At 47.5% G+C, this 15,171-nt stretch carries 13 protein-coding genes; 9 read left to right on the top strand and 4 right to left on the bottom strand.

The genetic code is table 11. The annotated features are described in order from the left end of the window. The 3 genes from djlA to CWC33_RS07590 are packed head-to-tail and all read right to left on the bottom strand — an operon-like array spanning position 1 to position 2,641. Positions 1 to 837, bottom strand: coding sequence for a co-chaperone DjlA (gene djlA, locus CWC33_RS07600; RefSeq protein ID WP_100691448.1), 837 nt, complete (start codon positions 835 to 837; stop codon positions 1 to 3). Beyond that, entirely contained in the window at positions 834 to 1,508 is a 675-nt protein-coding gene (murU, locus tag CWC33_RS07595; protein WP_100691447.1) for an N-acetylmuramate alpha-1-phosphate uridylyltransferase MurU, read from the bottom strand. Before murU ends, djlA begins: the two co-directional genes overlap by 4 nt. Continuing rightward, positions 1,505 to 2,641 carry an aminoglycoside phosphotransferase family protein gene (locus CWC33_RS07590; RefSeq protein WP_232709772.1) on the bottom strand — a complete coding sequence of 379 codons (1,137 nt, stop codon included), beginning with the start codon at positions 2,639 to 2,641 and terminating at the stop codon, positions 1,505 to 1,507. Before CWC33_RS07590 ends, murU begins: the two co-directional genes overlap by 4 nt. Between CWC33_RS07590 and lptD the strand changes: the two genes are divergently transcribed. Genes lptD through CWC33_RS07555 form a run of 7 tightly spaced genes read left to right on the top strand, consistent with a single transcriptional unit; the run spans position 2,633 to position 11,263 of the window. Continuing rightward, positions 2,633 to 4,924: an LPS assembly protein LptD gene (lptD, locus tag CWC33_RS07585; RefSeq protein ID WP_100691446.1), complete on the top strand. Its 2,292-nt coding sequence runs from the start codon at positions 2,633 to 2,635 to the stop codon at positions 4,922 to 4,924. The two genes, CWC33_RS07590 and lptD, sit on opposite strands and share 9 nt — an antisense overlap. A gap of 11 nt (positions 4,925 to 4,935) precedes the next feature. Further along, the gene (gene surA, locus CWC33_RS07580; RefSeq protein WP_100691445.1) at positions 4,936 to 6,234 is read left to right on the top strand and encodes a peptidylprolyl isomerase SurA; all 1,299 of its coding nucleotides are present in this window, start codon (positions 4,936 to 4,938) and stop codon (positions 6,232 to 6,234) included. Further along, positions 6,231 to 7,223, top strand: coding sequence for a 4-hydroxythreonine-4-phosphate dehydrogenase PdxA (gene pdxA, locus CWC33_RS07575; RefSeq protein WP_088767446.1), 993 nt, complete (start codon positions 6,231 to 6,233; stop codon positions 7,221 to 7,223). Before surA ends, pdxA begins: the two co-directional genes overlap by 4 nt. Continuing rightward, positions 7,216 to 8,034, top strand: a complete 819-nt coding sequence (gene rsmA, locus CWC33_RS07570; protein WP_100691444.1) for a 16S rRNA (adenine(1518)-N(6)/adenine(1519)-N(6))-dimethyltransferase RsmA — start codon at positions 7,216 to 7,218, stop codon at positions 8,032 to 8,034. Before pdxA ends, rsmA begins: the two co-directional genes overlap by 8 nt. 3 nt (positions 8,035 to 8,037) lie before the next feature. Next, complete coding sequence (apaG, locus tag CWC33_RS07565; protein WP_088767444.1) at positions 8,038 to 8,409, top strand: Co2+/Mg2+ efflux protein ApaG; 372 nt, start codon at positions 8,038 to 8,040, stop codon at positions 8,407 to 8,409. A gap of 2 nt (positions 8,410 to 8,411) precedes the next feature. Beyond that, on the top strand, positions 8,412 to 9,224 hold the full coding sequence (locus CWC33_RS07560) for a symmetrical bis(5'-nucleosyl)-tetraphosphatase (protein ID WP_100691443.1): 813 nt from the start codon (positions 8,412 to 8,414) through the stop codon (positions 9,222 to 9,224). Between the two features lie 38 nt (positions 9,225 to 9,262). After that, positions 9,263 to 11,263 (top strand): methyl-accepting chemotaxis protein, encoded by a 2,001-nt coding sequence (locus CWC33_RS07555; protein WP_100691442.1) that lies wholly within the window; start codon positions 9,263 to 9,265, stop codon positions 11,261 to 11,263. 76 nt (positions 11,264 to 11,339) lie between these two features. Here the strand turns inward: CWC33_RS07555 and tyrS are convergent, their stop codons facing one another. Continuing rightward, positions 11,340 to 12,545, bottom strand: coding sequence for a tyrosine--tRNA ligase (tyrS, locus tag CWC33_RS07550; RefSeq protein WP_100691441.1), 1,206 nt, complete (start codon positions 12,543 to 12,545; stop codon positions 11,340 to 11,342). Between the two features lie 203 nt (positions 12,546 to 12,748). Here tyrS and CWC33_RS07545 point away from each other — a divergent pair, with 203 nt between their 5' ends. Together CWC33_RS07545 and CWC33_RS07540 are read left to right on the top strand one after the other, a co-directional pair. Next, a complete protein-coding gene (locus tag CWC33_RS07545; protein WP_100691440.1) occupies positions 12,749 to 14,065 on the top strand; it encodes an OapA family protein in 1,317 nt (438 codons plus the stop codon). Next, positions 14,065 to 15,171, top strand: a complete 1,107-nt coding sequence (locus CWC33_RS07540; RefSeq protein WP_100691439.1) for an anhydro-N-acetylmuramic acid kinase — start codon at positions 14,065 to 14,067, stop codon at positions 15,169 to 15,171. The genes CWC33_RS07545 and CWC33_RS07540 overlap by 1 nt, the downstream gene beginning before the upstream one ends.

The raw sequence follows: 15,171 nt of genomic DNA, 5'->3' as shown, positions 1-15,171 counted from the left end.
TTAGCGAATATTTCTGTGCTCTTTTATCTGCTCATAAGCCGCTTGAATATCTCTCGCTTTTTGCTGTGCTTGTTTCATCACCTCTTCGGGAAGCCCCTGCGACGCTAACTTATCGGGGTGGTGTCGCGCCATTAACTTCCGGTACGCCTTTTTAATTTCTGCGTTGCTGTTTTTCTCAGTCACACCCAATATTTGGTAAGCGTCTGCTAAATCACTTTTCGTCGACGACTGACGCCCGCCACTTCCCGCATGACTGCGCTGACGCTGCTGATGAAAACGAAACGCCGCCTTTTCCATGATCAACCATTGGTCAAGCTGGAAGCGCGTGAACCCCAGCGCTTTTGCCACATCCACCAGTACTTCATGTTCGGCCTTTTCCAGTACGCCATCATTCAGAGCAAGGCCAATCAGCTGTTCCATAAAGAGCTGAAGCACATCTCGGTTGCCATAAAATGATGCGCTGAAATCTTTCATTACTTGTTGCAACGGGAAGGTAGCTTCTTTGCCTTCACGAAAGGCATCTTGTGCTTCTTTGGTCGCATCGGTGCCCAGTTTTAGCTGTTGCATTAAATACTGCGCTTGTGCAATATCGCGCTCGGTCACTCGCCCTTTTGCTTTGGCGACATGCCCCATCACCGCAAATAGGGTATAAATGAAATTCGCATCGCCGGCCGCTTTCTCTGCACCATATAAAAAACGCCCCCAGGCACCTCGCTTAGAAAAGTCCTGAGCCATACCACGGTCAAACCAATGCCCGACCAACGCACCTAAAATTGCGCCCGGCCATTTCATAAAAGCAAACCCAGCCAACGCGCCTATTACTTTTCCCCAAATCATTGCTGTTTTCCTACTTGTTGATTCAGTTGCTCCAGCCGTTCGGGAGTGCCCACGTCGGTCCACAAGCCGCCCATAACAGACGCCAGAACTTTTCGCTCAGCCATCGCTTTTTCAAAAAATGGTTTTAATGGGTGCTTCCCTTCAGGGTATGGCTCTAACAACGTTTTTCGGTACAGACCAATGCCGGCAAAAGTTTTCGAATCCTGCGTTTTTTCTGTCAGGTAGCCATCCTTAACGCCAAAGTCGCCATCCGCGTTATGCGGCGGATTATCAACCATGACCAGATGCGCCAGCATGTCATCCGGTAGGCCTTTCGGCAGTTCAGAATAATCCCAGTCCGTCCAGATATCGCCATTGATCACCCAAAACGGTTCATCCCCCAGTAACGGCAACGCTTGAATAATGCCGCCAGCGGTCTCAAGACCGCCCTCTGGTTCTGGAGAAAACGACACCTGTAGCTTCCACTCTGAGCCGTCACCAACGAATTGCTCAATTTGTTCTCCTTTCCAGGCATGATTAATCACCACTTCACGAACACCAGCGCTGGCAAGTTTTTCTAAGTGATAGGTCAGCAAAGGTTTTCCTGCAACGGACAACAACGGTTTCGGTTGATTATCGGTGAGTGGTCGCATGCGCTGCCCGCGACCAGCCGCTAAAATCATCGCTTTCATTGTTGCTCCCACGCCGGTAGTACTCGTTCATTCAACCAGGCGTTGTATTCATTCAGGTCAGTGTAACGCTGGCTAATTCGCTCCAGGTACCCCAGAGTTCTGGGTACGTCCTGCAGGTATCCCGGCTTCTTGTCACGATGTGCTAAGCGGGCAAATATTCCTGCCGCCTTGGTGTGCCGTTGCATACCCATTAAATCAAACCACTGTTGCCACTGAGCTTCGTCAGTTTGTGCCGCTAATCGGTTGCTGTCTATCAAACGCTGACGCAAGGTATTACTTAATTCATCGACCAATTCATCCGGCCACTCAATGTAGCAGTCACGTAGCAGTGATACTGCGTCATAGGTAATAGGACCAACTACCGCATCCTGGAAATCAATAATGCCAATTCGATCATCATTCAGCAGCATTAAATTTCTGGAGTGGTAGTCGCGATGCACGCCAACCTGAGGCTGCGCCAGCGCATTATTTATCATTATGTCGCAAAAACGAGTCCAAATTCGTTCATCATCGGGCTGCCATTCAACATTCAAATGAGTTCCCAACAACCAGTCTTTGAAAAGTCCCAATTCGCGCTCAAGTAACGCCTGGTCAAACTTCGGCAAAGTACCTAACCGAGTTTTAGTCACGTCCATAATATGAGGCAGCGCAGCTAGCGCATCACCATAAAACTGCCGTGCATTGCGCTCATGCAGCTTACTTAGCAACAGAATTTGACCAAAGTCCGACTGCAACATAAAGCCATGCTCAGTGTCAGCGGCCACCACTTCCGGAACCGTCACGCCGGCATCGCGATAGGCTTCTGCGACCGCTAAAAAGGGTTCCATCGGCTCTTTATCAGGAGGGCAGTCAACGGCAATAAGGCTTTCCCGTCCATTGGTTGCGCGAAAATACCGGCGGAAACTAGCGTCTCCAGAGACCACTTCCAACGTTGGTTGTGTTACGCCAGTCTGCAACTCACACCAAGCTTGCAGAGCCAGTTCACGTTTATCTTCCAAAATGCCCTCCAGAAATATACTTTCTTCGCGTAAAACTTGCAGTGTATCAAATAGCGAAACAAACAAAATTGCTTTATTATATTGCCCTTTACGTAGATACAATAATGCTAACAACGACCAAAACGGATGACTCATTTGTTGCTTAGACTTACCACAGTAACGTCGCTGCTCCCTGTCCTGTTGCTATTTCTTTCAGGTTTGGCATCAGCAACGCCACAAAATTCAGTATCTCAACCGTTGGTATGTCAGGTGACGCCTGTTGAAAGCATTGCCGATAAATCCATGCAGCTGCAAGCAATACAAGCGGGCGCAATCGGTGTCGAGTCTAAATCTGCGCGCATTTTATCAAATGACAAAGCTTACTTTGAGGGTAACGTCATTATCCAGCACAACGGGCAGTGGCTATCTACTCAGGCAGCAACTCTCGATCAGCAAAAAGGTCAAATTGAGGCCAGCAATGGCATTAACTTCAGCGATGGCTACTTAAATGTCAGTGGCGAATCGTTGTTTTTAGACTTAAACAGTAATGAGGCTCGGCTTTACTCCAGTGACTACAGGCTGACCAACGTAAACGCTCGTGGGCACGCTGAGCTGCTTTCTTTATCGCAGCAAAACGTGCTGCTGCAAGACTCCAGCTTCACCACCTGCCCCGGCGAAACTCCCGCATGGCAGCTACGCGCAGAACGGATTGAAATAGACGAGAACAGTGACTTTGGTGAGGCCTGGCACGCACGTTTTGAACTCTTTGACGTTCCTATTCTTTATTTGCCCTACTTCAACTTTCCAATAAGCGACGCACGCAAAACAGGGTTCCTGTACCCAACTTTCGACTCGTCTTCTAATAATGGCTTCGAGGTTGAAGTACCTTATTACTGGAATATAGCGCCGAATATGGACGCCACGATAGCGCCCATCTATATGTCGGAACGCGGCACGATGTTTTCCGGAGAGTATCGCTATTTATTTGAAGAGAGCGCAGGCCAATTAAATCTGGAATACTTAAATAATGACCGTGCTATCGCAACCGAAGAAAGCCGCTACCTTTGGCATGTTCAGCACAAGACGCAATTTAATGAGCAATTAAGCCTGTACCTGGATGGTACGCAAATCAGTGACGATAACTACTTAAATGATTTTGGCAGCGACTTCGCCGGACGCGCAGATACTCACCTATACCGAGTGGCTCAGCTTGATTACATCAACGAAAACTGGACAGCTCAGGTCCGAACCGAAGACTACGAGATTTTGGGTGATTATCTCAGTCCATATAGAACACTACCGCAAATCAGTCTGAGTTATGAACAAAACAAATTCACGGGTTTTAGTACTAACTTATACACTGAACTGACCTACTTTCAGAACCAAGACAAGGCCAGTAATTATGCGACTCGTGCCCACGTTGAGCCCAGCGTTAAATATCGCTATGAAAAACCCGCTTTTGACACTGAAGCAGAGCTGTCTTACCTATTTACTCGTTATCGCCAGCAAAGCGACGATGCCCGACTAGACGACGATGTCACACGGGCATTACCGAGATTACGTTTACAAGCTCAGCTGCATTTAGAGCGAGAAACCAGCGACGGATACCGTCAAACGCTGTCACCGCAAATTCAGTATTTGTATGTGCCTTACGAAAACCAACAGAACATCGGCATTTACGACACGGCATTATTACAAGACGACTATTACGGTCTATTTCGCAGCCGCCGTTTTTCGGGGCTTGACCGGATTGCGGAAGCGAATCAGGTAACATACGGACTCACAACCAGTCTATTCACGGATAGCGAGCGCGAAGTGTTAAGAGCCAGCCTCGGCCAAATATATAACATCGAAGACAGTAGAACAGAGCTTCTTATTGATGAAACGAAAGAGCCGACATTCACTTCCAGCAACAGTGAATGGGTTGCCGATATAAACTGGACAATGACCGACGAATGGTCACTAAAGAGTTCTATCCAGTACGATACGGAACTTAATAGCACACGTAAGAGTCAGACCGCACTGGAGTATCGAAAAAACAGCAGCAACTTAGTGCAGGTCAGTCACCGTAAAGCGACTAATATTTTAAATAACGACATTGAACAAATTGGTACTCAGGCCGTATTTGCTGCCAGTAAACAATGGCAAGTCGCAGCAAATGTATTTTACGACTTAACACACGATCGGGTAAATGATGCTATGGTAGGCGTCCAATACAGCAATTGCTGCTGGGCTGTTCGCGTCAGTGCTTATCGAAGAATAAATCGTGATCTTGAACCGGCCTTTAACAATGCGACGATTAACGCTGACACCGAGTTTGACAACGGTATTAGCATACAATTTATTATTAGCGGTTTAGCCTCTGACAATCGGGGGCTGATAGATATGCTCGAGAAAAGTACGTACGGTTATCGCCGTCCTTTTTATCTCAGTAACTAGTGGTAGGTAGAATGAAAAAATTGGTAGCTTTTTTTGCAACGGCAATGCTTTTGGCAACGCCATTGCTGGTCAGTAACACAACTCACGCACAGCAGCTTCTGGATCGGGTTGTTGTTGTCGTTGACGATGGTGTTGTATTACAAAGTCAAATTGACCAACTGGTGCAACAGGTAAAAGCAGGTAACAACTTCAACTCTGCTAATGCCCCCTCCGACGAAGTATTGGAAACCCAAGCGATTGAGCGACTGATATTGCAGGAAATTCAGCTACAAATGGCCGACCGCATGGGTATCGAAGTGAGTGATGCACAACTCGAGCAAACCATTAACGGCATTGCTCAAGAGCAAAACCTGACCGTAGATGAGCTGCGCCAGAAAATGGCTGACAATGGTATTAGCTGGGCGAGCTACCGCGAAAATGTTCGCAACGAAATTACCATTCAGCAGGTTCAACGAGCGGCTGTACAGCAGCGTGTCTCGATTACTCCGCAAGAAATCAATAACCTGGTTAAACTAATAGACAGTAACCAAAGCACTCAAACCGAATACCGTTTAGGCCATATTCTTATCTCTGCAGACTCTAACTCATCGCAAAGCGAGCTAGAAAAAGCGAAAGATCGTGCTGAGACCGTGTTACGACTGCTGGACGAAGGAAGCGATTTTTCTGACTTGGCAATACGTTCGTCGTCAGGCTCGGCGGCATTAGACGGCGGTGACATGGGCTGGATGACAATTAATAGTATGCCAACGTTGTTCGCTGAAGCCGTTGAAGGAAAATCAGCCGGAGATGTCGTTGGTCCTATTCGCAGTGGTGTTGGTTTCCACATTCTGAAAGTTCAGGACAAACGCGGCGAGCAAACCGTTGAAGTTGAAGAAGTCAAAGCACGTCATATTCTGATTCAGCCGTCTGTTATTTTGTCCGACAATAAGGCAAAAGAAATGCTGAATTCGTTCCGTGAGCAAATAGCTGCCGGAGACAAAACGTTTGAAGAATTAGCGAAGGAACACTCGTCAGATCCTGGTTCGGCTTCGCGTGGTGGCGATTTAGGCTGGGCACGCCCGGACAAGTACGCACCTGAATTCAAAGAAAAAGTTAAAACCATTCCAGCGAATACCATTAGTGAGCCGTTCAAGACTCAGTTTGGCTGGCATATAGTGGAAGTGACAGACAGACGTACGACCGACGCAACCAACGAAAGCAAACAAGAACGTGCTTATCAGATGTTGTTTAGCCGTAAGTTCCGTGAAGAATTGGACAACTGGCAACAGGAAATGCGCGATCAAGCCTACATAAGACGGGTTGCTGAGTGAGTTATCCAACGCTGATATTTACTCCGGGTGAGCCTGCCGGCATTGGCCCGGATTTAATATTGAAAGTGGCGCAGCAGCCCCTGGAGGCTGCTGTTGTCGTTTGCGCTGATAAAAATATGCTGCGCGAGCGAGCAGAGCTTCTGAACTTGCCAGTGACATTCCATAAGTACCAAAAAGGCCAGAAAGTGCCTAAGCACGAGGCCGGTCATTTATGGGTTGAGCATTTACCTGTGTGTGAGCCTGTGACGGCTGGCGAGCTGACCGTAGCCAATGGCCATTATGTGGTCGATTGTTTAAAACGTGCATCCGATGGCAATTTATCGGGTGAATTTGATGCCATCGTGACCGGCCCTGTTCATAAAGGGGTGATTAATCAGGCAGGCGTCGCCTTTTCCGGGCACACTGAGTTTTTAGCTCACGAAGCAGATTGCAACGACGTTGTTATGATGCTGGCGACCGAGGGGCTACGCGTCGCATTAGTAACTACTCACATACCGTTAGCGTACGTTTCTAAAGCAATTACAAAGGAACGACTGACAAACATCCTGACGATATTGCACAACGACTTAACCCAAAAATTCGGCGAGACTCAGCCTAAAATTTTAGTCTGCGGCTTAAACCCACATGCCGGTGAGTCCGGTCATTTAGGCCATGAGGAAATTGAAACCATTGCTCCGGTTATCGAAACGCTCAATGCTGGTGGCATGAACTTACACGGCCCTTATCCCGCAGATACTATTTTTCAGCCCAAATACTTAGACGACGCCAGCGCCGTTGTCGCTATGTATCATGATCAGGGGCTGCCGGTTTTAAAGTACAAAGGCTTCGGACAAGCGGTCAATATTACGCTCGGCCTGCCCTACATTCGAACCTCAGTTGACCACGGTACCGCGCTCGATTTAGCGGGCACAGGCAATATAAACGACGGTAGCTGCCGCTTGGCAATACAAACCGCTATTGATATGGCAAACGCAAGTTATTATGAGTAAACACCAAAACCACTCCCAAACTCACTTGGGACACCGCGCCCGTAAACGCTTCGGTCAGAATTTCTTAAATGACGAAAGCATTATTGAAGAAATTGTTGATGCCATTAATCCGGAGCCCGGTGAAAACTTGATTGAAATTGGCCCAGGCCTGGCCGCTTTGACCGAGCCGGTGGCTGATCGTAGCGGTTATTTGAAAGTTGTCGAAATTGACCGAGACTTGGTTGAGCGCTTGCGTACGCACCCGTTTTTAAATCAAAAACTGGACGTTATAGAAGCGGATGCGCTTAAAACGGACTTTCGTCAATTTACCGATGAAAAACCAGCTCGTGTATTTGGCAACTTGCCCTACAATATCTCGACGCCACTTATCTTTCATTTACTGTCTTTTGCAGACAGCATTGAAGATATGCATTTTATGCTGCAAAAAGAAGTGGTTGACCGGTTAGCGGCGGAGCCAGGCTCAAAAAACTACGGCCGCATTAGCGTCGGTGTGCAGCAAGCATGTGAGGTAACTCCGGTTGTCTATGTGCCACCCTCGGCGTTTACCCCACCGCCGAAAGTAGAGTCAGCGGTGGTTCGCTTAACGCCTTATAAGACCAGTCCCTACCAGGTTAAAGACCGCAAACAATTGCACAGTTTGTGTTTGACAGCGTTTAACCAACGTCGTAAAACAATAAGAAATAACCTCAAAGGGCTGATACCCGCTGAGCAGTTAGAGTCGTTGGGCATTGACCCATCAGCTAGACCAGAAACGCTGTCAGTCCAGGACTATTGCAAACTTTCAGATTGGTTAACCGAGCAGGCTGAGTAATTTATGGCAGGCATTATCGAGATTGAAGTCAATACGCACTACTTATCGGCACAGTCTTCGCCCGAGTCTGAGCAATATGTGTTTTCCTATACCATCACCATTACGAACTCGACAGCTCAACAAGTGCAATTGTTGGCAAGAGAATGGCGCATTACCGATGCTGAGAATAAGATTACCCGAGTCGCTGGTGACGGTGTTGTCGGGCAGCAACCGATCTTAAAGGCTGGTGAGTCTTTCAGCTACACCAGTGGTACCGTTTTAGCGACGCCCATTGGTACCATGGAAGGTCATTATTTAATGCTCGATGAAAACGGCGACCAGTTTAAGGCGGATATCCCGTCTTTCCGTCTCGCAATCCCCAATATTATTCACTAATTATGGCAACTTACGTAGTCGGTGACATTCAAGGCTGTTATCGCGAGCTCATGGCGTTACTGGAAACCGTCGGTTTCAGTCATAACACAGACCAGCTTTGGTGTGTTGGTGATATCGTTGCAAGAGGCCCGGACTCAGCTGATGCACTGCGGTTTTTCTACAAGAATGAGCACTCGGTTCACTCAGTACTGGGCAATCACGATCTCAACTTGGTCGCTGTTCTTTTGGGCCATAGAGAAGCGAAGCGTAATGACAAGCTCAACGGCATTTTAACCGCATCCGAGAAGTTAGACTGGGTAGACTGGCTGCGAAACCAACCGTTGATGCATCAATTAAGTGAATCCAATGTGATTTCACACGCGGGTATTTACCCCTGGTGGTCTATCGATGAAGCTCAAGTTCACGCTGACGAGGTCTCCGATGCGTTGAAAAGCACTGACTTTGAACACTTTATTAAAAGCATGTTTAGTAATAAGCCTTCAAAATGGGACTCAAGTCTTAGCGGATTCGACCGATACCGTTTTATAGTGAACGCATTTACGCGTATGCGTTATTGTCACCCAAATGGTGAACTTGATTTAACTCGCAAGGATGATCCGAATCAACATTCGTCGCAGGATGACTTACAGCCGTGGTTTAACTTTTGGTCAAGCAACAACTATCGGCTATTATTCGGACATTGGGCTGCATTAATGGGCAAAACCCATCGCCAGGACATTGTTGCGTTAGATACTGGATGTGTTTGGGGACAATATATGACGCTGTATGACCTTAATAGTGATAACTTTTATTATCAAAATGCGTTTAAGGCTTAGAAGACAAATATAATCATTGCTGTGCTGAGGTAAATTTCATGAAAATAACGGTTGCTATGCGAGTAATTGGTGGCTTTGCCATCATCACCCTGCTCTTACTCGTCATCAGTTTGAGTTCACTGTTTAACATCAACAGTATAGGCTCATCCGTCGACAACGTTAACGACAAAGCCATGCCAGCGCTGAACGAAGTTGCTGCCATTAAGGTCGATACACTCGAACTTGCCAGTCTGCAACTTGAAGCCTATTACGCAGAGTCCTTATCAGCTATTGATTCCTATCGCGGTGAATTTGATGCGTCGCGTGAGTCACTGGTAAGCTCCCTGAATGATCTTCAGCAATTAATTAAAGGCGAAGGTCAAAGTGCGCTCATAAACGGTACAGAAGCGTCAGTCACTCAGTACGTTGACCTCATTGACCAACTCTTTAACTATCAGCGTGAATACTTAGAGCTTCGCGGCACCACTTCTGAACAGCTTGACGAAATTGCTTTTAACATCGACGATGCCGCTATCATGCTGCTCGACACAATGGACATGTCGAATAACGAAGTGGTTTCGCGTGAAGCCAGCAACATAGAGTCATCATTATCAAGTTTAATTACCTTAATGTATGACTTAAACAAAGCCGGTAACCTCGACTCAGCAAATGTTATTAAAAGCGAAATTGACATCAATATAGACAGCATTCGCCCGCGTCTTGAAGCGTTAGACAATGAATCAACCGGTAGCGCAGAACAAATGGTAGACGATGCGGTAACAACTGTTCGTAACGCAATTGATAAACTGCAAGGTCCAGGTTCTTATCCAAACAATGTTATTTTGCGCCAACAACGCCGTGTCGATGCAGGTCGAGCTCTCGAACAAGCGCAGCAGCAGTCAGATACGTTAATGACGCAAACCGATGAGCTTCAGACTAGCGTCCGTAATATCGCTGAAGACAGCCGTAATTCAGCCGCGGATTCAATTTCGACCAGCAGTTGGATAAACAGCATTATCACGGTTATCTCTATTGCGCTGGCAGTACTTATTTCCTGGCTGACTGTGCGCAGCATCAGTCGTCCGCTGTCCCGCGTTAACCATATGCTGAATATTATGGCTGAAGGTAACTTAACTGAGCGTGTTGATTATGATGCTCAGGATGAGTTCGGTGAGCTTGCCACCAATACGAATAAACTGACGGTTAACTTGCGTAAGCTGATTGAAGGCATCGCCAATCGCGCCACGCAATTGGCAACTGCAGCTGAGCAGTCGTCAAATGTGTCAGACGAAACCACTAACGCCATTGATGAGCAACGTCGTCAAATTGAGCAGGTTGCGACGGCAACCCAAGAGATGAACAATACCGCCAGTGAAATGGCTGACGGCGCGGATCAAGCTCTTCGTGAAATTCAGCACTCTGATGACGAAGCTAAGCGTGTTCGTCAAATTTCAGATAAGAACCGCTCTACCATTGAGCAGTTGGCTCACGAAATTCAGGGCGCCTCTCAGGTTATCGATCAGCTGTCTGAAAACAGCAGTAACATCGGTGGCATTCTGGACGTTATCCGCGGTATTGCTGACCAAACCAACTTACTGGCACTAAACGCAGCTATTGAGGCCGCACGTGCCGGTGAGCAAGGCCGGGGCTTCGCGGTAGTTGCGGATGAAGTGAGAACGCTGGCAAGTCGCACTCAAGAGTCTACTGAAGAAATTCAGGACATGATTGAGAGCTTACAGACTGACTCGAAGCGCGCAGTAGAGGTTATGAACCGGGGTCGCGAACAGGCGGAGCTGAGCGTTCAACAGTCAGACGAAGCAGCCCAGGCACTACAATCAATTACTGAATCGGTGCATCAAGCCTCTGACAGCAGTAACCACATTGCTAACGCAGCACAAGAGCAAAGCCGCACTGCGCACGACATCAGTGAGCGACTTGAGTCAATTGTTTCTATTGCCGAGCAAACCGCTTCAGGCTCTAAACAAACAGCCCAGGCTTCAAATGAAGTGGCTAAGCTTGCTGACGAGTTACAAGACTCCATTAAGAGCTTCAGAGTGTAATTCGAATCTAACCATCAAGTATAAAAAACGCCGGCTACTGATGTAACCGGCGTTTTTTTATTCGGGGAGTGTCTGCTTAAGCTGTCAGCGTCAGCTTCGCAAAACGACGTTTACCGACCTGGTAGACACCCGAGTCCTTGTCTGTGCATACGTAGTTCTTGTCGGTGAAACGCTCACCATCCAGCTTCACAGCATTTTGCTTGAGCATTCGCAATGCTTCCGATGTGGATTGAACTAACCCCGCTTCTTTTAGCACATTAGCAATGCCCATGCCTTCAGCACCGACGGCTATCGTTTTTTCTTCAATCTCATCTGGCAGGGCGTTTTTCTGAAAGCGCTGAATAAAGTCCTGCTCAGCTTTGTCAGCCGCGTCGTCTGAATGAAAACGCGCAATAATCTCTTTCGCCAGCAGTACTTTGACATCACGTGGGTTTTTACCCGCCGCTACATCCGCTTTTAAACCATCAATTTCAGCAATGGAGCGGAAACTTAAAAGGTCAAAGTAACGCCACATTAACTCATCAGAAACCGACATGATTTTGCCAAACATATCGTTGGGTGACTCAGTTATACCAATGTAGTTATTCAGCGACTTCGACATTTTTTGCACGCCATCCAGGCCTTCCAGCAGCGGCGTCATCATGACGGTCTGGGGGCGCAGCCCTTCTTCTTTTTGCAGCTCGCGACCCATTAGCAGATTGAAACGCTGATCGGTGCCACCGAGTTCGATGTCTGCTTTCAGTTCTACAGAATCCCAGCCCTGCACTAGTGGGTACAGAAATTCGTGAATCGCAATCGACTGGTTGTTTTGGTAGCGCTTTTTGAAGTCATCACGTTCAAGCATACGAGCAACGGTTTGACGGGCAGCCAATTTAATCATATCGGCAGCGCCCATTTTCGACATCCACTCCGAGTTAAAGCGAATCTCTGTCTTTTCCGGGTCCAGAATCTTAAACACTTGCTCTTTATAGGTTTCAGCGTTAGCAGCCACTTCTTCCGGTGTTAGGGGTTTACGAGTCACATTCTTACCCGTTGGGTCACCAATCATGCCGGTAAAGTCACCAATGAGGAAAACAATTTTATGGCCAAAGTCCTGTAACACCCGCAATTTATTGATAAGCACGGTGTGACCTAAATGCAAATCAGGAGCAGTAGGGTCAAAACCAGCTTTAACAACCAGAGGCTTGCCGCTTTCCAGCTTCTCTGCCAGCTCTTGTTCCAGCAGCACCTCCTCGGCACCACGTGTAATTTCAGCAATAGCCTCTGCCACTTCTGTTTTCATCAAACCTCTCCATCGATTACCCGGTCAAACCGAGTATTTTACGCCATTCTTAACACTGTTTTAAGCTCAGAAACTGGTATTCTGCGTTTTTTCGTATTATCCTCGAAACCATAAGGTTATTCTGAGGTCGTAAACGAGACACCCTGTGTATCGCTTACAGGGGTAACCATAATAAAGAAAGTTTGTTCTAAAGTGCGCTAAATATGACATTGAAAGTAGTTTCTCAAATGCAGCGGATGTTCCTGCAACTTCCGCATTCTCATAAAATACTAATCAGCGCGATTAGTATTGCTCTATTAATTTTGTTGGTGATTCCTTCAGAGCCAGCAACGGCATCTAAAAATACAACCTCCGTTGACCAACTTGTTCCGGGTAAGCGCTACCAGCTGGAACTGGCCTTTGATAATAACGCCAATAATGAAGAAAGCGCCACTCAAGAGCTTCACTGGCAAACTTATCAAATCAAGTCTGGCGATAATTTAGCCGACATTTTTAGCAAGCTAGGTTTTAGCGCACAAGAGCTTTATCGCGTCACTGAGTCAGGTGAAGAGGCCAAGCTGCTGCGCAAAGTACATCCTGGCGATCTGCTGCGCTTCGCGACAGACTCAAATGAGAAGTTAGTTCAATTAACGCACGACATTAACGGCACCGACACACTCATCATCACTCGTCAAAAAGACAGCTTTGTCGCGGAAGTTGAAGTTAAAGACGTTGAAGTGCGTACCGAGTTTGCACATGCGGTAATTGACTCGAGTTTTTGGAATGCTGGTATTAGTTCCGGACTGACCGACAACCAAATTATGCGTATCGCCAACATCTTCGGTTGGGATATCGACTTCGCCCTCGACTTACGCAAAAACGATGAGTTCAGTGTGTTATTTGAAACGCATTACGTCGACGGTGAGTTTGTTGGCTACGGAAAAATACTGGCCGCCGAGTTCGTCAACCGGGGCGAACACTTCCAGGCCATATTGCATGACAATGGCCAGTATTACACGCCAAATGGGCGTGCAATGCGTAAAACATTTTTACGCTCGCCGGTTAATTTTACTTATATAAGCTCCAGTTTTAACCCACGTCGCCTGCATCCGGTGACCGGCCGCGTGCGCCCGCACAACGGCATTGACTACGCAGCATCAACCGGCACACCGGTTATGTCTTCTGGTGACGGTAAAGTGGTTCAGGCTGGCTATAACCATTTAAATGGTAATTACATTTTTGTGCAGCACGGCGAACGCTACACGACGAAATACTTACATTTAAGTCGCAAGCACGTCAGAACGGGCGATCGCGTTAAACAAGGCCAGGTAATTGGTCGTGTCGGCGCAACAGGCCGGGTAACCGGTGCTCACTTACATTACGAATTCCTGGTTGATGGCGTTCACAGAAACCCTCGCACAGTAGAGCTACCACAGGCGAAATCTCTGGCCGAGTCAGAGCTGCCAGCATTCCGCCAGCAAGCCGACCAAATTATTGCAGTATTAAACGACAATAAACGTGTTTATTTGGCAATGAGATAATGTCCGAGCTTTATGTTGGCTTAATGTCAGGAACCAGCATGGACGCGATTGACGCCGTGCTGGTTCAGATAGACGCTGACGGAAAGCCTGCTCTAAATGCATCCCTTAGCTTCCCTATTCCAATTGAACTGCGTAATCGGCTCTTACAGCTTAGCGTGAGTGACCAATGGCGTGCCGATGAGTTCGCTGAGTTGGATGTACTTTTTTCTGAGCAATCTGCTGCTGCCGTAAAGGAGTTATTGAGTAAAGTTCAAGTGCCGGCTGAAAATGTCACAGCCATAGCCAGTCATGGTCAAACCGTTCGTCACAAACCCGGTCATCGTTCGCCTTACACGCTGCAGTTAGGTGATCCTTCCAGGCTGGCATTTAACACCCAAATAGACGTCATACATGACTTTCGCCGCAAAGACGTCGCAGCTGGCGGTCAAGGCGCGCCATTAGTCCCGGCGTTTCACAGGCACATTTTCGCCCAACCAGAGAAAAGCGTCGCTATTGTTAACTTAGGTGGCATTGCCAACATCACGTGGTTAGGCCCTCAGCAACAGCTACTTGGCTTTGATACAGGCCCTGCCAATACCTTGATGGACCAGTGGATACAACACTGCAATGCAAACAAAAGCTACGATGAGAATGGTCACTTAGCGAGTCAGGGCAAGGTTATAGAAGAGCTGTTAAATGTGTTACTACAACATCCATTCTTTTCCCGCAAAGCGCCAAAGAGTACTGGCCGTGAAGAGTTTAACCTGGCGTATTTAAAGCGGCTTCTCAAAGCGAACTACACACCTGAAGATGTTCAAAGAACCTTGCTCGCACTTACTGCCGAAACGCTAAGTAACGAAATTAATGGTTTACCCACGAAGCCTGAGCAGGTTTACTTTTGCGGCGGCGGTACCAACAATGAGCTGCTCATAACAGAAATCACCCAGCGCCTCGGTTCAACGATATGTGGAACGACGCAAGAGCTTGGAGTTGACCCTCAATGGGTTGAGGCAATGGCGTTTGCCTGGTTAGGTTGGTGCTATGAGCATAAAAAACCGGGGAACCACCCTGCAGTCACAGGTGCAGCGGCCCCGGTTGTACTCGGTTCTAAAACGTTATTTTCTTAA

It is taken from the genome of Idiomarina sp. X4 (genome assembly GCF_002808045.1).
Classification (GTDB): domain Bacteria; phylum Pseudomonadota; class Gammaproteobacteria; order Enterobacterales; family Alteromonadaceae; genus Idiomarina.
Note: the sequence above shows the minus strand (reverse complement) of the source record. Positions and strands in the feature narration are given on the sequence as shown.